Annotated in this window: 19 protein-coding genes; 6 read left to right on the top strand and 13 right to left on the bottom strand. The window is 69.9% G+C overall.

Features of this window, described 5'->3' with window-relative positions; translation table 11 throughout:
* Positions 1–12 precede the first annotated feature (12 nt).
* Positions 13–1,149, bottom strand: coding sequence for a glycosyltransferase family 4 protein (locus BLU84_RS19410; protein WP_074871100.1), 1,137 nt, complete (start codon positions 1,147–1,149; stop codon positions 13–15).
* 344 nt (positions 1,150–1,493) lie between these two features.
* On the opposite strand from BLU84_RS19410, the gene BLU84_RS19405 reads away from it, so the two are divergent.
* Both BLU84_RS19405 and BLU84_RS26720 read left to right on the top strand, forming a co-directional pair.
* A complete protein-coding gene (locus tag BLU84_RS19405) occupies positions 1,494–1,850 on the top strand; it encodes an ArsR/SmtB family transcription factor (protein WP_074871098.1) in 357 nt (118 codons plus the stop codon).
* A 47-nt stretch (positions 1,851–1,897) separates the two neighbouring features.
* Positions 1,898–2,143 carry a hypothetical protein gene (locus BLU84_RS26720; RefSeq protein WP_139175131.1) on the top strand — a complete coding sequence of 82 codons (246 nt, stop codon included), beginning with the start codon at positions 1,898–1,900 and terminating at the stop codon, positions 2,141–2,143.
* 787 nt (positions 2,144–2,930) lie between these two features.
* Here BLU84_RS26720 and BLU84_RS19400 read toward each other — a convergent pair.
* Positions 2,931–3,116, bottom strand: coding sequence for a hypothetical protein (locus BLU84_RS19400; RefSeq protein WP_074871096.1), 186 nt, complete (start codon positions 3,114–3,116; stop codon positions 2,931–2,933).
* On the opposite strand from BLU84_RS19400, the gene BLU84_RS19395 reads away from it, so the two are divergent.
* Entirely contained in the window at positions 3,115–5,898 is a 2,784-nt protein-coding gene (locus tag BLU84_RS19395; RefSeq protein ID WP_074871094.1) for a TonB-dependent receptor, read from the top strand. The two genes, BLU84_RS19400 and BLU84_RS19395, sit on opposite strands and share 2 nt — an antisense overlap.
* A gap of 316 nt (positions 5,899–6,214) precedes the next feature.
* Complete coding sequence (locus BLU84_RS19390) at positions 6,215–6,883, top strand: response regulator transcription factor (RefSeq protein ID WP_074871092.1); 669 nt, start codon at positions 6,215–6,217, stop codon at positions 6,881–6,883.
* Between the two features lie 482 nt (positions 6,884–7,365).
* Here BLU84_RS19390 and BLU84_RS19385 read toward each other — a convergent pair whose 3' ends face one another.
* Together BLU84_RS19385 and BLU84_RS19380 are read right to left on the bottom strand one after the other, a co-directional pair.
* Positions 7,366–7,845, bottom strand: a complete 480-nt coding sequence (locus tag BLU84_RS19385) for a hypothetical protein (RefSeq protein WP_074871090.1) — start codon at positions 7,843–7,845, stop codon at positions 7,366–7,368.
* 104 nt (positions 7,846–7,949) lie between these two features.
* Complete coding sequence (locus BLU84_RS19380) at positions 7,950–11,441, bottom strand: PAS domain-containing hybrid sensor histidine kinase/response regulator (RefSeq protein ID WP_074871088.1); 3,492 nt, start codon at positions 11,439–11,441, stop codon at positions 7,950–7,952.
* 731 nt (positions 11,442–12,172) lie between these two features.
* Between BLU84_RS19380 and BLU84_RS19375 the strand changes: the two genes are divergently transcribed.
* Positions 12,173–13,399, top strand: a complete 1,227-nt coding sequence (locus BLU84_RS19375; protein ID WP_074871085.1) for a trypsin-like serine peptidase — start codon at positions 12,173–12,175, stop codon at positions 13,397–13,399.
* Positions 13,400–13,809: 410 nt separating this feature from the next.
* On the opposite strand, the gene rpmG is transcribed toward BLU84_RS19375, so the two are convergent.
* The 6 genes from rpmG to BLU84_RS19345 all read right to left on the bottom strand — a co-directional run bounded on the left by rpmG (position 13,810) and on the right by BLU84_RS19345 (position 17,701).
* Positions 13,810–13,974: a 50S ribosomal protein L33 gene (rpmG, locus tag BLU84_RS19370; protein WP_074871082.1), complete on the bottom strand. Its 165-nt coding sequence runs from the start codon at positions 13,972–13,974 to the stop codon at positions 13,810–13,812.
* A gap of 12 nt (positions 13,975–13,986) precedes the next feature.
* Positions 13,987–14,223 (bottom strand): 50S ribosomal protein L28, encoded by a 237-nt coding sequence (rpmB, locus tag BLU84_RS19365; protein ID WP_057916198.1) that lies wholly within the window; start codon positions 14,221–14,223, stop codon positions 13,987–13,989.
* Between the two features lie 665 nt (positions 14,224–14,888).
* On the bottom strand, positions 14,889–15,224 hold the full coding sequence (locus tag BLU84_RS19360; protein WP_074871079.1) for a lipid-A-disaccharide synthase N-terminal domain-containing protein: 336 nt from the start codon (positions 15,222–15,224) through the stop codon (positions 14,889–14,891).
* A 13-nt stretch (positions 15,225–15,237) separates the two neighbouring features.
* Positions 15,238–15,963, bottom strand: coding sequence for a glycosyltransferase family 2 protein (locus BLU84_RS19355; protein ID WP_074871076.1), 726 nt, complete (start codon positions 15,961–15,963; stop codon positions 15,238–15,240).
* A gap of 247 nt (positions 15,964–16,210) precedes the next feature.
* The gene (locus BLU84_RS19350; RefSeq protein ID WP_074871074.1) at positions 16,211–17,176 is read right to left on the bottom strand and encodes an NAD-dependent epimerase/dehydratase family protein; all 966 of its coding nucleotides are present in this window, start codon (positions 17,174–17,176) and stop codon (positions 16,211–16,213) included.
* A 99-nt stretch (positions 17,177–17,275) separates the two neighbouring features.
* Positions 17,276–17,701, bottom strand: a complete 426-nt coding sequence (locus tag BLU84_RS19345; protein WP_074871072.1) for a hypothetical protein — start codon at positions 17,699–17,701, stop codon at positions 17,276–17,278.
* A 260-nt stretch (positions 17,702–17,961) separates the two neighbouring features.
* Between BLU84_RS19345 and BLU84_RS28810 the strand changes: the two genes are divergently transcribed.
* On the top strand, positions 17,962–18,060 hold the full coding sequence (locus BLU84_RS28810) for a DUF6053 domain-containing protein (RefSeq protein WP_425479415.1): 99 nt from the start codon (positions 17,962–17,964) through the stop codon (positions 18,058–18,060).
* 7 nt (positions 18,061–18,067) lie between these two features.
* Here the strand turns inward: BLU84_RS28810 and BLU84_RS19340 are convergent, their stop codons facing one another.
* From BLU84_RS19340 to rsmG, 3 genes are all read right to left on the bottom strand, one after another.
* Positions 18,068–18,985 (bottom strand): ParB/RepB/Spo0J family partition protein, encoded by a 918-nt coding sequence (locus BLU84_RS19340; RefSeq protein ID WP_074871070.1) that lies wholly within the window; start codon positions 18,983–18,985, stop codon positions 18,068–18,070.
* Positions 18,982–19,800 (bottom strand): ParA family protein, encoded by an 819-nt coding sequence (locus BLU84_RS19335; RefSeq protein WP_074871067.1) that lies wholly within the window; start codon positions 19,798–19,800, stop codon positions 18,982–18,984. The genes BLU84_RS19340 and BLU84_RS19335 overlap by 4 nt, the downstream gene beginning before the upstream one ends.
* A gap of 298 nt (positions 19,801–20,098) precedes the next feature.
* Entirely contained in the window at positions 20,099–20,764 is a 666-nt protein-coding gene (gene rsmG / locus BLU84_RS19330) for a 16S rRNA (guanine(527)-N(7))-methyltransferase RsmG (RefSeq protein WP_074871064.1), read from the bottom strand.
* Between the last annotated feature and the right edge of the window lie 5 nt (positions 20,765–20,769).

The following is a 20,769-nucleotide window of genomic DNA, read 5'->3' as shown; positions in this document are numbered from 1 at the left end:
GCGGCGGATGGGTCACTTCTTCTTCGGCTTGAGCAGTTCGTCGAGCAGGGCGCCGACGCGCGCGGCATAGGCGTTGGGCGCGAAACGCTGGGCGAAGGCGCGGCGCTGCTCGGCGTTGCCGACCACCGATTCGCGGCTGAGCCGGATCATCAGCTCGGCCAGTTGCGGGCGGTCGTGCGGGTCGAAGCGCGGCATGTCGCCCGGCGCCACTTCCTCCAGCGCGCCGCCCTCGGCCACCGCCACCGGCGTGCCGGCGGCCAGCGCTTCCAGCACCGGCAGGCCGAAGCCTTCGGCGTAGGACGGCTGCCACAGGCGCTCGGCGTCCAGGTACAGCCGCGCCAGTTCGTCTTCGGCGGGATGCTCGAACCAATGCACGCCGTTGAGCCGCTGCAGCTCGGCCGGCACGTCGGCCGGCGCGCCGACCACGACCAGGTCGGGGGTGTCGTAGTGCTGGCGGCGTGCGTCGAGCCAGGCGCGCAGGAACAGGTCGGCGTTCTTGCGCGGCTCGCGCGTGCCCACCAGCAGCCAGTAGCGCGGCGGCAGCGGCCGGCTCAGGCGGCTGCGTTCGGCCGGCGCCGGCGCCGGCGCGACCGCATCGGGCAACACGTAGAGCTTGTGCGCGTGCGCCGGGTAGAGCCGGCCGCACTCGGCGGTGGTGTAGCGCGACGGCGTCCAGATCGCATCGGCGCTGGCGATGGAATGGCCGATCGCGGCCTCGTCGACCAAGCGCGAGGCCAGCGCGCGCCACGGCGAGGAACGCGGACGGCGCAGGGTCAGCCGGAACAGGTCGTGCAGCAGCAACACCTGACGCACCGCCGCCGGCTTGCGCCACACCGGCAGGCCGCCTTCGGCGGTGGCGATGTAGACGTCGATGTTCTGCGCGCGCAGCGCCGAGGGCAGGAACCCGGCCTCGAAGCGCCAGCGCCGGCGCAAATCGCGACTGGCCTGCGGGGAAACAGGTGCGCCGCCGGCGGGCAGGTCGGAGGCGACCGCGATGGCGCGGTGCGGGTGGTCGAGCGGGGCTTCGGTGAACAACACCGTTTCGGTGTCGGGCCGGCGGCTCAGGGCGCGCTCCAGCGCCAGCACCTGCCGCGCCGGGCCGCTGCCGGGCGCCGCGGTCGCGGCGCGGTAGTCCAGGCCTATGCGCATGCGGCGTCCGCCGGCGCACGGGCGGCCGCGCGCGGGGGCCGCGCGGCTGCGAAGATCGCGTTGGAGTGGAGAGGCTTCATCGGTGGCGCGGGGTCCTGGCCGGATGACTAACGAGAACCTGCTGCCGAGTCAGCGCCTCTCCATTAGTGCGAACAGCGTCACAAATATTATGTGACCAAGTGAGGTTCCGTGAGCGAGCGCCAGGCGCAGCTATTCATGAACGACCTGAACGAAATCGGGCGCCGCAAGCGGCCGCCGGCGACGGGGCCGTCACGGCCGGCTTGACACCCTGCGCGCGCCGGGCGCCCACTATCCGCGTTATTTAACCTTCTGGTTCAGTTGCTATGCCCGCCGATTCGCTCAGCACCACCTTCGCCGCCCTCGCCGATCCCACCCGGCGCGCGATCCTCGCCCGCCTGGCCAGCGGCGAAGCCGGCGTGACCGAACTGGCCGAGCCGTTCCAGATGAGCCTTCCGGCGATCTCCAAGCACATCAAGGTGCTCGAGCGCGCCGGCCTGGTCGCGCGCGGCCGCGCCGCGCAATGGCGGCCGTGCCGGCTGGAGACCGCGCGCCTGCGCGAGGTGTCCGGCTGGCTCGACGAATACCGCCAGCTGTGGGACGAACGCCTGCAGCGCCTGGACGATTACCTGACCCAACTGCAGGCCGCCCCCGAGGCCGCGCATGACGACACCCCCGACTGACATCGCTGCGATCCGGCCCCCAGCCGCGACGCGCGCGGAGCGCGCGCATGGCTGACGCCGGCCGCTCCACGCGTCGCCGCAGGCCGGCTGCGTCGGCCTCCAGCTCGGCGCCGGCATCTGCTGCCGTAGCGGCTTCGGCTGCGCCGCGCCCGCCGTGCTGTTGCCTGCCCAGCCCACTGGCCGGCGCGATCCGCACCACCGTCGCCTTGTCGCCGCCGGCGCGCACCGGCGAATCGGTCGCGCCGCCGATGCCGCCGCCGCTGCGCGGCGAGGATGAGGGCGTGGTGGTTTAGCCGCGCGGGTCGCCGTGGCCGCGCATTCGGTGCATGCCGATAAAGAGCGATGCGCGGACTTCGCAGCCGCACTTCGATAAAGCCCTGGGTTCCCGCTTTCGCGGGAACGACGGTTTGATGGTTTCGCCACGCTTCCCCCAGATCGTCATCCCCGCGAAAGCGGGGATCCAGAGACTTCAGCGTCATGTGGGAGAACGCATGGGATCGCGAACGTGGCGATCGTTGCGTCGCTGTGGCGTCGCGTCTGATTCGTGATCGATGAAGAGCGATACGCAGACTTCGCAGCCATACCTCGATGAAGCCCTGGGTTCCCGCCTTCGCGGGAACGACGGATCGAGAATTCCACCGCGCCTCCCCAAACCGTCATCCCCGCGAAAGCGGGGATCCAGAGACTTCAGCGCGACGCATCGCCTGTCTGCACGAACTCTTCGTCCGCACGACCGACTCGCGCACCCGCGCACACCACCGCTTTGCCGATTCGGTAACGCCCGATGACGCACCCGCACAATCGCAACGCACGCACCCGCGGCCATCGACGTCGCGCCAACCAACGACCGTTGTTTACGACCGTCGCCACCTCGCACGGCCCCGCGCGCGAAGGTTCAACGCATTCGACACACTCCGCAAAGTTCCGCGCGCGTTAAACGGAACTGCGTCGAAGTACCGCGCGCACACGCCGCGTTAACGTCGATTCATGCGCGTTCGCCGTATCGCGAACGCGCGCTGTCGCCGCCGCACCACGCGACGACGGCAATGCAGCCAAGCATCAGGGGGCTCACCGCCGCAGTCAGCGCCGCCGCGCTGCGCCACGCTGCGCGATCGCTCGATCGCGCAAGCGCCGGACATCGATCGCGATGTCCGCGCGCAGCGTGCGCGCGCGATGCGCACAACCGCGAACGCTGAGGTTGCCGACACTGCCGTCGCCCCGTCGCGATTCCAGGGAATCCACCGTCATCAGGAGCCAGCCGATCATGCCGCACGCCCCTCTCAGCCATGCGATCCGCCGCGCGCTGCTCGCCGCCGCCGTCGTCGGCCTCGCGCCGGTCGCCGCACAGGCGCAGGCGCAGGACAGCACCGCCGCGCCGACCACCACGCTCGACCGGATCGAAGTCACCGGCTCGAACATCAGCCGCGGCGACATGGAAACCGCGTCCCCGGTGCAGGTAGTGACGCGCCAGGAGATCGACCGCAGCGGCAAGGCCACGCTGGCCGAATACCTGCAGACCTTGACCGTCGACGGCGCCGGCTCGGTGCCGCGCACCTACGGCACCGGCTTCGCCTCCGGCGGCACCGGCGTGTCGCTGCGCGGCCTCGGCGCCGGCTCCACGTTGGTGCTGCTCAACGGCCGGCGCATGGCGCCTTATGGCTTGGCCGACGACGGCCAGAAAGTGTTCGCCGACCTCAGCGTCATCCCGATGGACGCGGTCGAACGAGTGGAGGTGCTGAAAGACGGCGCCTCGGCGATCTACGGCTCCGACGCCATCGCCGGCGTGGTCAACATCATCCTGCGCAAGGAGTTCAAGGGCGTGTCGGTGCGCAGCAGCTACGGCGTGTCCGGCTATGGCGACGGCCAGCAGGGCAAGGCCTCGGTGACCTTCGGCTTCGGCGACATCCAGCAGGATCGCTACAACGTCTACTTCAACCTCGAAGGCGGACAGACCGACGAGATCCGCGTCGCCGATCGCCGCGACCGCAAGTGGATCGGCACCGGCGACGCGCGCCCGTGGGGCTACAGCCAGACCAAGCGCTTCATGTCCGGCTACATCCTCGGCACCGACGCGACCAGTTCGCCGGCCGGCAACGTCAAGAACCCGACCACCGGCCAGTACATGTCGCTGCCCGGTTGCGCGCAGCTGTCGCCGCTGACGCCGCAGGACCCGAACGGCGGCTGCCTGTGGCAGTCCGGCCAGTTCAACAGCCTGGCGCCGGAAGAGAAGTACGTGAACCTGTTCGGCCGCGGCACCTTCGCGCTGTCGGACAACTTCGAGGCCTATGTCGAGGCCGGCTATTCGCGCAAGAAGAGCACCTTCCACAACACGCCCTCGGGCGTGTCCGGCGCCTGGGGCTATCCGGGCGGGCCGATCAACGGCGATTCCGGCGACAGCGCGGTGGTGCTGGGCCCGAACCATCCCGACAATCCGTTCCCGGGCCAGTCGGTGAACCTGCGCTACGCCGCGTTCGACGTCGGCCCGCGCACCATCCGCACCGACAGCGAATTCAGCCGCATCCTCGCCGGCGTCAAAGGCAACCTCGGCGGCTGGGACGTGGACGCGGCCTATCTGCATTCGCAGAACGACCTGACCAACACCCGCGACAACTTCCTGCGCTACAGCGCGGTGCGCGACGCGCTGACCAACGGCACCGGCCCCGGCGGTTACTGGCGCATCGGCCAGAACGCCAACCTCAATTCCAAGGCGCTGTACGACTACATCTCGCCGACCATCCACGCCGACGGCAAGACCACGCTGGATCTGTTCGACGCCAAGGCCTCGCGCTCGCTGGCCGATCTCAAGGGCGGTTCGCTCGGCATCGCCTTCGGCGCGGAGTGGCGCCGGCAGAAGGCTGAGCTGGATCCGCAGACCTACACCGACGTCGGCGACATCATCGGTCTGGGCTATTCGGCCTACAGCGGCACCCAGGAAGTGGCCGCGGCCTACGCCGAACTGGTGGCGCCGGTGCTGGAAAGCCTGGAGCTGTCCGGCGCGGTGCGCTACGACAAGTACAAGGGCGGCGACGACGCGACCACGCCGAAGGTCGGCATCAAGTGGAAGCCGATCGAGCAGCTGGCGTTGCGCGCGACCTACGCCGAAGGCTTCCGCGCGCCGAACCCGGCCGAGTCGGGCAAGGGCGGGCTGGCCGCGTTCACCGCCGCTGCCGATCCGGTGCGCTGCCCCGGCGGCAATCCGGCGCCGGGTGCGAGCGTGCGCGACTGCGACATCCAGATCGCGGTGATCACCAGCCCCAACCCCGACCTCAAGCCCGAGGAATCCAAGAGCTACACCCTGGGCCTGGTGTTCGAGCCGACCGCCAACACCACGGTCACCCTCGACGGCTGGGAGATCAAGCGCACCAACGAGATCAACGTGGAGTCCACCTCCGCCGCGGTCGCCGCCGGGCGCACCATCCGCAGCGACAACAACCTGCCGGGCGTGGCCAACTCCGGCACTCTGCTGGCCGCGCAGGCCGCTTACGTCAATTCGGCCTCGACCACGGTGCGCGGCATCGACCTGGACGCGCGCCAGCGCTTCGACCTGGGCAGCGCCGGCAGGCTCAACCTCGACCTGCAGTGGAGCCACCTCAGCAAGTTCGAGCGCGAGGAAGAGGATGGCACCGTCTTCGAATACGCCGGCACCCACGGCAATTGCGACGTCACCAACTGCATCGGCACGCCCAAGGACAAGATCAACCTCGGCGCGACCTGGGAATACGGCAACCTCTCGCTCAGCGGCGTGGTGAACTACATCTCGCGCTTCAAGAACGTCACCGCCGAAGGCAATCCCTGCGCCAGCCGCTACGCCGACGGTTCGCCGGCGCCGGGCGGCGGTTGCCGGATTCCGTCGTTCACCACCTTCGACCTGTCCGGTCGCTGGCGCGCGGTCGACGGCATCGAGGTGTTCGGCTCGATCCAGAACGTCACCGACAAGATCGCTCCGCTCGATCCGCTGACCTACGGCGCGATCAACTACAACCCGATGCATTCCAGCGGCGCGATCGGCCGCTACTTCACCGTGGGGGTCAAGTACGACTTCCAGTAAGGCGATCTCCGCCGCGCGGTCCCGGCCCGGCCGGGACCGCGTCGTCCCTATCCGGCCCACCCTCCAGTAAGCCGCTCTCCAGCCTCAGGGCTGTTTCCGGCCTGTCCCGCCCCGCGGGACGGGCCTTTTCTTGTCCGCAGCGGCGCCGGCGGCGATTTCTGCGACGCGGTTCATGCCGCCGCCCACCCGCGCTTCACTCACCTTCACCCATCGTCCAATAGCCGGCGATGCGGGGTGCGGACGTAAGATCGTTCCCAGCTCGTCCTCGTCCCGTCGTCCGCGGCGCCCCGCTCTGCACTGCCTACAGGCCGCCCCCATGCCCACCTTGCTGATCGCCGACGACCATCCGCTGTTCCGCGAAGCCCTGCGCGGCGCGGTCGCGCGGGTGCTGCCCGAGGCGGCCCTGCGCGAGGCCGACAGCGTCGACGCGCTGTACGCCCTGGTCGAGGCCGAATCCGACGCCGACTTGCTGCTGCTGGATCTCAACATGCCCGGCGCGCAGGGTTTCAGCGCGCTGGTGCACCTGCGCGCGCTGCATCCGCAGCTGCCGATCGTGGTGGTGTCCGCGCGCGAAGAGCCATCGACCATGCGCCGCGCGCTCGACCACGGCGCGGTCGGCTTCATTCCCAAATCCGCCGACGCCGCGACCCTGGGCGAGGCCATCACCACCGTGCTCGATGGCGACCGCTGGGCGCCGCCGGCCGCGATCGCCGCGCCCGCGGCCAACGCCGACGAGCACGAGGCCGCGCAGCGCCTGCGCGATCTCACCCCGCAACAGTTCCGGGTGTTGCAGATGCTCGGCGCGGGCCTGCTCAACAAACAGATCGGTTATGAGCTGGGCGTGTCGGAAGCGACGGTCAAAGCGCACGTGACCGCGATCCTGCGCAAGCTCGGCGCCAACAACCGCACCCAGGCGGTGCTGATCGCCGGGCGGTTGGCGCTGGATCCGGGGGCGATCGTGCCGCCGCCGGAAGAGGCCGACTGAGCGCGGCGGCAACGGATCGGAAGACGCCGCGAGGCCGCCGGCCGATCCACGCCTGATCGGCGTAGATCGCACCGGCGAGCGCTGGCCGTGCGATGGGCTGCGCGACTGTCGCAGCGGGGGGAGTGGACGCCGGCGCTTGAGGTCCCTGCGGTCGATTCGTCGCGATCCGTCGCAACGCGAAGTGGCCAGGCATCCGAGCGTTATGGTGTCGGCGATGGCGGCCGATCTCAAGCCGCAAAACGCATCGGATCGCGCCTCGTTCAGCGGAAAAAGTTAACGATTCAGGCTCGCGAGCGGGAACCGGCGTTTGAGCGGCGCGCGCGCGGCGGCGAGGCTGCGCAGGCGGCGGCCTCGTTCATGTTTTTGCGAGCTTCGATTCGCCGCAGCGGCCCGTCGCCTTGCAGGATCGCGACGACCAAGTGGCGCACCGCAACACCGGGCTTCGCGCGCCGACGGCTTGCGCCGCCGCTGCCCGCAAGCGCCTAGCCGCGACAGGCGGCCGGCGCATCCGCCGACGGTTGCTCGCTAAGCCGTGCGATCGGCACGAAGCGGAAGGCCTGGTCCGATTCGTGGCCGTTGATCAGCGAACGGATATGCGCGTCGAGCCGGTCGGGCCCGACCGTCGCGGCGTATTCGACCGAGCCCACCCGCGCCTGGGTGGTGAACGCGACGCGGCCGTCGCGTCCGCTGTACGCGCCGCGCGGCAGCACCGCGCAGTTGCGGTTGAACCAATCGTTGACCGACTGCGCCGGCTCGGGCGAAGACACCGAGACCACGACGCCGTCGGCGTAGAAGCGCAGATAGAAGAAGTGGCCGCGCCCCGAGTCGGCCTGGTAGATGCCGTCGAAACGCAGTTTGGCCGGCGCGCTCGCGGGTGCGGCGGCGGCGAGCCCGGCGGCGCCTGCCAGCGCGGACGCCAGCGCGAGAGCGATCGGAAGGACGAAGCGTCGGTGCGCGTGCATCGGTTTCCCCTGTGCGGCGCGGCCTCGGCGCCGGATCGGCGTCGCTTGCCGCGTCGGATCAGGATAGTGCGCGCGGCTCAGGCCGGACAACGGCGCGGGACGGCTCAGGCCGCCGGCCGCTGCGCCGCCAGGAACGCGCGCAGCGACGCGGGCTTGATCGGCTTGGTCAGCACCCGGCAGCCGCGGTCGCGCGCGGCGTGCTTGAGCGCGTCGCTGCCGTCGCCGGTCAGCAGCGCCGCCGGCAGTTCGCGGCCGAGGCGTTCGCGCACCGCGTCGATGGTGGCCAGGCCGTCGAGGCGGTCGTGCAGGTGGTAGTCGACCAGGGCCACGTCGGGCGCTTCGCCGAGCAGCGCCAGCGCGTCGTCGACGGTGGCCGCCAGCAGCGCATTGGCGCCCCAGCGGTCGAGCAGGGCGCGCATGCCGTCGAGGATTTCGCGGTCGTTGTCGATGCACAGCACGCGCAAGCCGGCCAGCGAGTCGGCCAGCCCGGGTTGCACGGTCTCGGCCGCCGCCGCTTCGCGCGGCACCCGCCCGCACGGCACGCTGATCGAGAACACGCTGCCGCGGCCGATGTGCGAGCGCACCCGCAGCGGGTGGTCGAGGGTGCGGGCGATGCGCTGGCAGATCGACAGGCCCAGGCCGAGGCCGCGTTCGCCGCCGCTGCCGGGTTGGTCGAAGCGGCGGAACTCGTCGAAGATCTGTTCGAGATGATGCTCGGGAATGCCGGGGCCGGTGTCCCACACCTGCAGCTCGACCCGGTCCGGCTGCGTCGGGCCGAGCCCGGGACGCAGGCGCGCGGCCATCAGCACGCCGCCTTCGCGGGTGTAGCGCAGCGCGTTGGCGAGGAAGTTCTGCAACGCGCGGCGCAGCAGGCGGCGGTCGCTGCGCACCGGCATCGCGCCCAGCGGCGCGCGCACGCGCAGCGACAGGCCACGGCCGGCGGCGCTGGGCGCGTACTGCGCGGCCAGTTCGCGCAGCAGTTCGCCGGCGTCGAAATCGCTGGGCTCCGGCCGCAGCGCGCCGGCGTCCAGGCGCGAGATGTCGAGCAGGCCGTCGAGCAGATCCTCGGCCGCGCGCAGCGAGGCGTCGACGCGCTCGGCCAGGCGCCGTTGTTCGTCGGGGCTGTCGCTCTCGCGCAAGGCCGCGGTGAACAGGCGCGCGGCGTTGAGCGGCTGCAGCACGTCGTGGCTCACCGCGGCCAGGAAGCGGGTCTTGGACTGCTGCGCCGATTCGGCTTCCTGGGTGCGCTGCTCGACGCGCTGTTCGAGGTTTTCGTTGGCCTCGCGCAGCGCCTGTTCGACCCGCTTGTAGTCGGTGACGTCGCTGTAGCTGGTGACGTAGCCGCCGCCGATCAGCGGCCGGCCGACCATTTCGATCACCTGTCCGTTCGGGCGCACGCGTTCGAACACGTGCGGCGCGCCGGCGCGCAGATGCGCCAGGCGCCGGCGCACCAGTTCGTCGATGCTGGCCTCGTCGAGCCGGCCCGGGCCCATCTCGCCGCGCTCGGCGTTCCAGCGCAGCAGGTCGGCGACCGGGCGGCCGACGTAGAGCATGCCGTCGGGGTAGTCGAACAGTTCCTGATAGCGACGGTTCCACGCCACCAGCCGCATCTGCGGATCGACCACGCTGACGCCCTGGCTGATGTTTTCCATCGTGGTCGACAGCACCTGCCGGTTGAAGCGCAGCTCCTGGTTGGCCTCGTCGAGCAGCGCGACCACTTCGCCCAGTTCCATGCCCGAGCCGCGCAGCGCGCTGGTCAGAGTCAGGCGCGCCGAGGCCGCGCCGATCGCCGCGGCCAGCAGGCGTTCGGTGAACTGGGCCAGGGCGCGGTCGGCGGGCAGTTCGGGCTGCCAGTCGCGGCCTTGCTGGCGTGCGTACTCCTCGAACGCGCGGCGCGCGTGGCGTTCGCCGACGATGCGTTCGGCCAGCGCCAGCAGCTCGCCGCCGCGCACGCTGCCGGCCCAGCCGCCGGGGCCGAGCGCCGGGCGGCGCACGTAGGGGTCGAGGAACGGCGCGGCCAGCAACTGCTCCTGCAGGCGCGGGCGCTGGCGCGCGGACACGAACAAGAACGCGCCGACGTTGAACAGCAGCGACCAGAACGTGCCGTGGGTCAGCGGGTCCCAGCCGACCAGGCCGAACAACTGCTCCGGGCGCAGCCAGGCGATGTCGAGCGGGCCGGTGGCGAGCCAGCGCTGGTCGATCCAGCCGATCCGGCTCAGCGCCGGCAGCAGCAGGGTGTAGCTCCACACCACGGTGCCGGCGAACAGGCCCGCGAGCGCGCCGGCGCGGCTGGCGCCGCGCCAGTACAGGCCGCCGATCAGCGCCGGTGCGAACTGCGCGACCGCCGCGAACGCGAGCAGGCCGTGCTGGGCCAGCCCGTTGGCGCCGAGCGAGGCGCGGTGGTAACCGTAGGCCATCAGCGCCAGCATCACGATGGTGACCCGGCGCACCCACAGCACCTGCCGGTCGATGCCGGGGCTCTGGTGCGGCGCGCCTTCGTGCAGCACGCCGCTGCGCAGCAGCAGCGGCATCACCAGGTCGTTGCTGACCATGGTCGACAGCGCCACCGACGACACGATGACCATGCCGGTGGCGGCGGAGAAACCGCCGATGTAGACCATCAGCGCCAGCGCCTGCCGATCCAGTTGCAGCGGCAGCGCCAGCACGTAGGTGTCCGGCGACACGCCGGTGCCGCCGAGCACGGCCTGGCCGGTGAGGGTGATCGGCACCACCAGCAGGCTGATCAGCGCCAGATAGCCGCCGAACAGCCAGCGCGCCGAACGCAGGTCGTTGGGGTCCTGGCATTCGACCACGGCGACGTGGAACTGGCGCGGCAGGCAGACGATGGCGGTGAACGCCAGCAGGGTCTGGGTGATGAAGCCGTCGGGCAGGCCGGGCCGCAGCACCACGCGCGCGGCCTGTTCCATGCGTTCGCCGTAACTGCCCAGGCCCGGCAGGTGGATCAGCGCGAACACGCCGATGGCGACGAAGGCGATCAGCTTGACCAGCGATTCCAGCGCCACCGCCAGGACCATGCCGTGGTGGTGCTCGGTGGCGTCGACGCGGCGGGTGCCGAACAGGATAGCGAACACCGCCAGCATCATCGCCACGTAGAACGCCGGGTCGGCGAGCAGACCGGCGTCGGCGGGCACGCCGGCCAGCACTTCCACGCTCATCGCCACCGCCTTGAACTGCAGCGCGACGTAGGGCACCGCGGCGGTCAGCGCGACCGCCGCGACCAGCGCGGCCAGCCCCGGCGCGCGGCCGTAGCGCGAGGACAGGAAGTCGGCGATGGAGACGATGCGGTGCTCGCCGGAGATCAGCACCAGGCGCTCGAGAATGCGCCAGCCGAAGGCCAGCATCAGCAGCGGGCCTAGATAGATCGGCAGGAAGCCCAGCCCGGTGCGCGCGGCGGTGCCGACCGCGCCGTAGAAGGTCCACGACGAGCAGTACACCGCCAGCGCCAGCGAATACACGGCCGTGCGCAGCCAGCGCGCGCGCGGCGAACGCTCGCGCTGGTCGCCGTAGTAGGCGACCGCGAACAGCAGGCCGACGTAGCCGGCCGAGACCAGCAGCAGGATCCAGCCGGGGATCAAGGGCGCGGGTACGGGGTGGTTGGGGTCGGTCGAGTGTACGGGGTCGGTGGCGGGGGCGGGTTGCGGGTGGGGTGCGACTTTGGGCGGGGTGCTCAGCTGCGGTGTGGCGGGACGCGACGATCGGGGGCTACGGGTATGGGGTGGAATTTCGGCGGCCGAGCGAAAAGCGTCGAGCCTGAAGGCCCTCCCACAGGAGCCGCCGTTCTTGCCAGTACGTCATCCCCGCGAAGGCGGGGATCCAGAGACTTCAGAGCCCTGCCTCGGTAAAGCCCTGGATCCCCGCCTTCGCGGGGATGACGGCACAGAGCGGGCGCGGTGGTTGCCTGACCGTTATCGATGGCCCTCCACACGTCGCACGCGAATCCCAAACCCCAATCCCACCGCCCCGCGCATTGCTGTCCTGCCGCAACGCGCACCCCTTCATCCGCAACGCACTGAACGCGCTCCACCCGCGCCACAGTCGCGCTGAGCGGCCTATCAAGGTTCCGCCACGCACCGGTCCGCGCGCGCCGCGGACTCCACCGCGATCACGGTTTGCCCCGATGGCATTTGCCAAGGTCGCCCGCGCACGGCCGGGCCTCGCCGTGCGCCACCTCAACCGTCTCCGGCGCAGCACTCGCCACGCCCGTCCGCCGCTCGCGCGGCGCGTCGGCGCGCGCCTGTACGCCGCATCGCTTCGTGTCGCGTTCGCGCCGCTTTATCCCAGGAGGGACCAGCGTATGAACCACGCAATGCCGAAACTGCTCGTGCCCGCGCTGCTTGCCAGCGCGCTGTGCCTGTCGCTGCCCGTCGCGGCGCAAACCGCGCCCGGCGCACCGGCGCCGATCAAGGTCGCCGACGTGCGCGCCGCCGATCTGCAACTGGGCGCGCAGCCCGGCCGCGTCGGCCGCGCCGGCGTCGATGCCGGCGCCAAGGCGGTGGAAATCCGCACGCCCGACGCCTCCTTCATCAAGGTCCACTTCGAACAGTTCTCGCTGCCGGCCGGCGTGACCCTGGAAGTGGCCAGCGCCGACGGCCGCGAGGTCTATCGCTACAGCGCCGAGCATCGCGACGGCTTCACCGTCGCCGCCGACCTCGGCGAAGACGGCAAGAGCCGCTTCTCGGCGATGTCGATCTCCGGGCCGGTCGCGGTGCTGCGCCTGGTCGGCCAGGCGCGCGAGCCGTGGCGCAAGGATCACGGCGTCAAGGTCTCGCGTTATCTGGAAGGCTATCCGGAAGACATGCTGCCGGAACTGGGCAAGGCCGGCCTGCTGAACACCGACGTCGGCGGCAAGTCGATCTGCGGCACCGACAACAAGCAGGCCGCGGCCTGCTATTCCAGCAGCGACACCCAGGCCTTCAACGGTTCCAAGCCGGTGGCGCGCGCGCTGATGAGCAGCGGCAGCCTGTGCACCGCGTGGCGGGTGAGCTCGAGCAACCGCATGTTCACCAACAACCACTGCTTCAGCACCGCCGCCGCGGTGGCCAGCACCGAGCTGTGGTTCAACTACCAGCGCAGCACCTGCACCGGCGCGCAGGCGACGGTGACCAAGGTGACCGGCGACCAGTTGCTCAAGACCGACGTCACGCTCGACTACACGCTGTTCACGGTGAAGAACTTCGCCAATATCTCCAGCTTCGGCTTCCTCGGCCTGGATCCGCGTGCGGCGACCGCCAACGAAGGCATCTTCATCGCCGGCCATCCGGGCGGGCGGATGAAGGAGCTCAGCGTCGCCGACACCCAGAACAGCACCGGCAAGTGCCGCGTCGACGCGCCCAGCGTCACCGGCAACGCCGCCAACAGCGACGTGGGCTATTACTGCGACACCGAAGGCGGCAGCTCGGGTTCGCCGGTGATCGCGCGCTCCAGCGGCAAGGTGCTGGCGCTGCACCACTTCGGCGGCTGCTTCAATTCGGGCGCGAAGATTTCGCTGATCTGGCCGCAGGTGTCGACCTACTTCGGCGGCGTGATTCCGTGATGCGTGCGAGCGCAGGCTGAGCGGTAGGTGGGAGGGGCTTCAGTCCTGATGCTGTCGGCTCGGATCGCGGCGCCGTGGGGGCGTGGCGATGGGGCGGGCGGGGGTTGGAGTCCCTCTTGCGGGTTTGCTTGCGTCGTCGGTGCGGTGGCGCGGTCGCGGCTTGCGCCGCTCCTACAGGTAGCGATCGGACTCGCGCGGAAATCGGGTGCTCCCTGTAGGAGCGGCGCGAGCCGCGACTGCGGGGCGGCAGGTCGCGGCGCTGGTCGCTGGTGTGGACCGTCCGCGCGAATCGCGGGCAAAAGAAAACCCGCCGTGTAGGCGGGTTCTCTTCTGAAGGCTCTGGATCCCCGCTTTCGCGGGGATGACGCAATGGCCAAGGCGTTCGCGCTAGGCGCGAACGCGCCATTGCGTCACTTGATCTTGCCTTCCTTATAAATCACGTGCTTGCGGACGACGGGATCGAACTTCTTGATCTCCATCTTGCCCGGGGTGTTCTTCTTGTTCTTGTCGGTCGTGTAGAAGTGACCGGTGTTCGCCGTCGAGATCAGGCGGATCTTGTCGCGCTTGGAAGCCATGGTCGATCCTCCTTAGATCTTTTCGCCGCGGGCGCGCAGTTCGGCGAGGACGGAATCGATACCGTTCTTGTCGATGGTGCGCAGGGCGTGGGCGGAAACGCGCAGCTTCACCCAACGGTTCTCACTGGCGACCCAGAAGCGGCGCTCGTGCAGGTTGGGGAGGAAACGGCGGCGGGTCTTGTTCATGGCATGCGAGACGTTGTTGCCGGTCGTCGTTCGCTTGCCCGTTACTTGGCATACGCGGGACATTGCGCACCTCAAAAGGTTGGATGCTTCCCTTGGCCAGGGAGGCGGCGGCCCCGATGCCGTGAGGCACCGCGCGATACAGGTGGAAACCCCCGCTGCACCTTGGCGGCCGGAATCGCGCTTCCGGGACCGCCCGGACCGTTCCTGAGAACGGGCCGGACACAGCGAGCCGCGCATTATGCGGGTTATCCACAGCCCTGGCAAGCGCGGGTGGGTGACCGGGAAGGTGGTCCGAAGATTCGCCGAGGCTGGTGAGACCACCGGGTTCAAGGGTCGCCGAGGCAGGGCGCTGAAGGCTCTGGATCCCCGCCTTCGCGGGGATGACGGCGTGAGAGGGGCGCCGCGAAACCCACCTACCGTCATTCCCGCGAAGGCGGGAATCCAGGGCCTTATCCAGGCATGACGCTGAAGTCTATTGATCCCCGCCTTCGCGGGGATGGCGGCGTGGGAGGGGCGCCGCGAAACCCACCTGACGTCATTCCCGCGAACGCGGGAATCCAGGGCTTTATCCAGGCATGACGCTGAAGTCTCTGGATCCCCGCCTCCGCGGGGATGACGGCCCGAGACTGGCGTCGCGGAACCTACCTACCGTCATTCCCGCGAACGCGGGCTCCGCTTCACTTCGGCGGAGCCGAATATCCAGGGCTCCACCGCGACGCATCTAGCCCTCAGTGACTGGCCTTATCCCGATGCCAACCCCGGTGCTTGATGTCCAGATACAGGCTGTAGGCCGCGGTGAACGCCGGGAACAGGTTCTGGATCACGCCCACCGAGTCCTGCTTCTGCGAGAACACGAAGTAGCTCAGGGTCATGGCGCTGCCGACCAGGCTCATGTACCAGAACAGCCGCGGGATCACCGGCTTGCCCTGGCGTTTGCTGGCGACGAACTGGACCAGCCAGCGGCCGCCGAACATCAGCGCGCCGATCAGGCCGATCAGCTTCCACGGCGACATGTGCAGGCCGGTCCAGGTCAGCCATTCGATCGGGGAATTCATGAAGTCCATGCAGCGCGGTCCTTCAGCGTTCGACGATCTGGGTCAGCTTGCCGCGGCGGATCAGCCAGGCGACGCCGCGCAGGTCGCTGATGCCGACCAGGGCGCGGTTGAGATTGTTGTACTTGGACACGCCGGCGCCGCGCGCGCGGTGGTTCACCGGCACGCTCACGGTCTGGTAGCCGGCGCGCTGCATCAGCGCCGGCAGGTAGCGGTGCATGTGGTCGAAGTACGGCAGCTCCAGGAACGCGGCGCGCTCGAACAGCTTGATCCCGCAGCCGGTGTCGGGGGTGTCGTCGCGCAGCATGCGGCTGCGGATCGCGTTGGCCCACTTCGAGGCCCAGCGCTTGCTGCCCGAGTCCTGGCGGTTGACCCGCCAGCCGGCGAACAGCTTGAACTGGGCGCCGGATTCGGCGCGCTTGGCCAGCAGCTTGGGGATGTCGGCCGGGTCGTTCTGGCCGTCGCCGTCGAGGGTGGCGATCCAGGCGCCGCGCGCGGCCTTGACCCCGTTGCGCACCGCGGTGCTCTGCCCGCTCTGGGTCACGTGCTGCAGCACGCGCAGCTCGGGCACGCCGGCCTTGAGCGCTTCCAGCGCGGCCAGGGTGCCGTCGCGCGAATGATCGTCGACATAGACGATTTCGAAGTCGGTCACCCCGCGCAGCGCGGCGGTGATCTCCTGGACCAGGGGCGCGACGTTGTCCTGTTCGTTGAACACCGGGACGACGACCGACAGCTGTGGGGTTTGGGTCATGGATGGAGCTCGAGGAGTCGGGGGATGTCCGGCGGGAGCAAGTCCGGCGTGTGGTCGGGATGCGCCTTCCACCTGCCTGGGATGCAGCAAAGATGCCGCGCCGGTTTTAACGATTCATTGTCCGCGGCCCGGCCGCCGGCGCAAACCGCGGAGCTTACCCGCGCGAATGTTCAGATTCGGTCGGAACCGTCGCGGGCTGCGTTACTTCGGTCAACTATTCAACAAAAGCGCCGAACGCGGGCGAATGTCAGGCATTGTCGCCGAAATAGTCGCGGCACCACGCGACCACGCCGGGCAGGCCGGTCTCGATCGAGGTCGCCGGCTCGAAGCCGAACGCGGCATGGGCGCGGCTGGTATCGGCCATGGTCTCGACCATGTCGCCGGGCTGCATCGGCTTATAGACCTTCTGCGCCGGGCGGCCGGCGGCGTCCTCGAGGACCTGGATGAAGCGCTCCAGCTCGACCGGGGTGTGGTTGCCGAGGTTGAACACCCGGTGCGGCGGGGTGTCCTGCGGCGGGTGGTCGAGCGCGCCGATCACCCCGGCGACGATGTCGTCGATGTAGGTGAAGTCGCGGCGCATCTTGCCGTGGTTGAACACCTCGATCGGCCGCCCGGCCAGGACCGCGCGCGAGAACAGCAGCGGCGCCATGTCCGGCCGGCCCCAGGGGCCGTAGACGGTGAAAAAGCGCAGGCCGGTGGCGCGCAGGCCGTACAGTTGGGCGTAGGTGTAGGCCATCAGCTCGTTGGCGGCCTTGGTCGCCGCGTACAGCGAGCGCGGCTTGTCGATGCGCTGGTCTTCGGAAAACGGCGGCGTCGCCGAATCGCCGTACACCGACGAGGACGAGGCATAGGCCAGGTGCTGCACGCCGCGGTGGCGGCACAGTTCCAGCAGATTGACGAAGCCGACCAGGTTGCTGTCGACGTAGGCGTGCGGATTGCTCAGCGAATAGCGCACGCCGGCCTGCGCGGCCAGGTGGACGACGCGGTCGAAGGCGAACTCGTCGAACAGCGCGGCCAGGCCGTCGCGGTCGCTCAGGTCGAGCGCTCGCAGGTCCACGTCCGGGCACAGCGCGGCGACGCGGTCGCGCTTGATCTGCGGGTCGTAGTAGTCGTTGTAGTTGTCCAGGCCGACGACGGCGCGGCCCTGGGCGCGCAGCGCGCGGCAGACGTTGGCGCCGATGAAGCCGGCGGCGCCGGTGACGAGGATGGTCATGCGAAGGGCCGACGGTCGGAACGGACGCCCATTATCGCCGCCTGCCCGCGACGCGCGCATTGCGCGCGCGCCGCGGTCGCCGGGCGGACCGGCCGCGGCTCAGTTCAGCGCCACCTGCTTGGCGATGGCATAGGCCTGGTTGAGCTGCTCGGCGGTGGCCGCGTCGATCCAGGCGTAGACCTTGAGCTTGCTCTTGGGCTTGTCGCCGGGGATCACGATCATCGCCTCGCGCGAGTAGGGACGCGCGTTGCCGGGGGTGGCCTTGGTGTACCACTGCACCTGCTGGGTGCCGACCGTGCCCTTCTCGGCCTTGGCCTTCTTGTCCGGCTTGAACGTGCGGTGGCCGACGTAGACGCCGAAACCGGTGCTGACGCTGCCGGGCAGTTCGATGTAGCACAGGGTGTAGTTGTCGCCCTGGCGCTGGTTCCACTTCAGGTCCGGATTCTTCAGCCCGGGGCAGGTGCCGGTCTGCGCCCAGGCCAGAACCGGGGCCAGCATCAGCGCGGCGGCGGCCATCCATTTCATCGTTGCGTCTCCTTGCTCGGTGGATTTTGCTGCGTATTCATGCCGTACCGGCGACGCCCGGCGCCCGGCCGGACGGAATCCGGCAAGGCAGGCGGCGGGGGACGGAGGCATAAGTTTAGTGGATTACCCCTCGCGATCCGGCGTTGTGGTCACAACAAAAAACGCGGATGCGGCCGCTGAGGGCGGCGCGAGCAGGCTAAGGGGAACCGACCGAGCCGGTACTCGGTTCAGCTTGTACAGCTTCGACCCGGTCGGCTCTTGTGGGAGGGCCTTCAGGCCCGAGGCTTTCCAGTCAGTTCGCGGCGTTGTGGAACAAAAAAGCATCGGGCCTGAAGGCCCTCGCACAAGCAAGCCCCTGAGCGAGGCTCAAGCCTCGACCTTGCCGCGCAGCTTTTCCAGCACGCCTTCCAGCGAATCCAGGTCGGTGTAGTGGATCACCAGCCGGCCCTTGCCGCCGCGGCCGTGCAGCACGTTGACCTTGGTCTGGAGTGATTCCGACAGCTCGCGCTCGAGCGTGACGATGTCGGCCTGCGGCTTGGCCTTGACCGGCTTGGGCTTGCCGGCCACCGGCACCTTGCCGGCGGCGAGCTGCTGCACGCGGTGTTCGACGTCGCGCACCGACCAGCCCAGCTCGGCGGCCTGCCGGGCCAGCGCGATCGCGGCCTGCGGCGCCAGCGTCAGCAGGGCGCGGGCGTGGCCCATTTCCAGCGAACGGGTCTCCACCAGCACCCGGATCTCGCCCGGCAGCTCGAGCAGGCGCAGCAGGTTGGACACCGCCGCGCGCGAGCGGCCCACGGCCTCGGCGGCCTGGGCGTGGGTGAGGTCGAATTCGTCGATCAGGCGGGTCAGTGCCTGCGCTTCTTCCAGCGGGTTGAGGTCTTCGCGCTGGATGTTCTCGATCAGCGCCATCGCGACCACGGTGCGGTCGTCGACTTCGCGGATGACCACCGGGATCTCGGCCAACCCGGCCAGGCGCGAGGCGCGCCAGCGGCGCTCGCCGGCGATGATTTCGTAGGTCTTGCCGCCGCGCTCGCCGATCTCGCGCACCACGATCGGCTGGATCACGCCCTGGGCCTTGATCGACTCGGCCAGCTCGGCGAGCTTTTCCTCGTCCCAGTGCTTGCGCGGCTGGTACTTGCCGGCGCTCAGCGAATCCACCGGCAGGTGCCGCAGCAGGTCGCCGGGCTGGGCCTCGACCAGGGTCGGGGCTTCGGCGGCGGCCTTGGGGCCGAGCAAGGCTTCCAGGCCGCGGCCGAGGCCGCGCTTCTTGGCGGGATTGCTCATGCCGGGGTCTCCGCGGTGGCCGCGCGCGCGGTCTTGGCCGCCGCCTGGTCGCGCTCGCGCTGGCGGCGCAGCACTTCGCCGGCCAGGCCCAGGTAGGCGATGCCGCCGCGGCTGGCCTTGTCGTAGCCGACGATGCTCTGGCCGAAGCTCGGCGCCTCGGCCAGGCGCACGTTGCGCGGCACGATGGTGCGGAAGACCCGGTCGCCGAAGTGGGTCGTAAGGTCGGCGGAGACGGCGTTGGCGAGGTTGTTGCGCACGTCGAACATGGTGCGCAACACGCCTTCGATTTCGAGTGAAGGATTCAGCTGGGCCTTGAGCGCGTCGATGGTCTCCATCAGCGCGCTGAGGCCTTCCAGGGCGTAGTACTCGCACTGCATCGGCACGATCACCGAATCGGCCGCGGTCAGCGCGTTCAAGGTCAGCAGCGACAGCGCCGGCGGGCAGTCGATGATGATGAAATCGTAGTTGCCGCGCAGCGGTTCGAGCGCGCGCTTGAGCCGCTGTTCGCGCGCATCTTCGCTCATCAGGCGGATTTCGGCCGCGGTGAGGTCGATATTGCCCGGCAACAGGTCGAAGCTCTCCGGCGCCTGCACGATCGTGGCGGCGGCGTCGGCCTCGCCCAGCAGCACGTCGCAGATCGAGTCCTCGAGCTGGCGCTTGTCGATGCCGCTGCCCATCGTGGCGTTGCCCTGCGGGTCCAGATCGACCAGCAGCACGCGCTTGGGCGTGCCGGCGAGCGCGGCGGCCAGGTTGACCGCGGTGGTGGTCTTGCCGACCCCGCCCTTCTGATTGGCGACGGCGATGATGCGGGCCATGCGGCTCGTCCCCTGCGGTTGCGGAGTGAGAAAAGAAAGAAAGTTGAGCGATGCGGGCAGCGCCAGGCGCCGACCGGACAGGGGATTATGCCCGCCCGGGCCGCCGCGCGCTTGAAGTGGCCTGGACCGGCCCGGCGTGCCGGGCCCAACAGACGCCTGGGCCAGCCGCCGTACGGTAATCGCCCGAAGCCCCTGTAGGAGCGGCGCAAGCCGCGACCGCGCCGTAGCCCATCGCGGCGTCAATGCGGCCCAGGCGCGTACCCGCCCAAGGCCGCCCCGCGCCGCCGCGAGCGCCCGCTCAGCCCTCGCCGCGCCGCCCGATCACCACCATATGCCGCTCCGCGGCCAGCCCCGGCACCGCCATCGGCTCGACCGCGCGCACTTCCCAGCCTTCGGGTAGCGCGGCGATCTCCTCGTCCGGCCGCACCCCCTTCATCGCCAGCAGCACCCCGCCGGGCTTGAGCAGGTGGCCGCCGAGTTCGAGGATCAGCGGCAAGGTCGCCAGGGCGCGCGCGGTGATGGCGTCGTAGGCGCCGGGCTCGGCGAAGGCCTCGATCCGCGACTCGGCCACGCGCGCGTCCTTGAGCCCGAGCTGGCGCAGCGCCTCGCGCATGAAGCGGGCCTTCTTGCCGTTGCTCTCGACCAGGGTCACGCGCAGGCCGGGCTTGACGATCGACAGCGGAATCCCGGGCAGGCCCGGGCCGGTGCCCAGATCCGCCAGGGCGCCGCCGCGCGCCGCCACGGCATCGACATAGCGGTGCATGGCCAGCGAATCGAGCAGGTGCTTGCCGACCATCTCGTGCGGGTCGCGCACGGCGGTGAGGTTGTAGGTACGGTTCCAGCGCGCCAGCAGGGCCAGGTAGTCCAGCAGCGGCGCGGCCAGCGCCGGGTCGAGCGCGAGCGCGGATAGGCCGGCCTCGAGCTCGCCGCGCAGGCCGGGCGGTAGGGAAATGGGGGCGTTCATCGCGG

Source organism: Lysobacter enzymogenes, assembly GCF_900106525.1.
Lineage (GTDB): Bacteria > Pseudomonadota > Gammaproteobacteria > Xanthomonadales > Xanthomonadaceae > Lysobacter > Lysobacter enzymogenes.
This window is presented reverse-complemented; position numbering and strand designations above follow the sequence as displayed.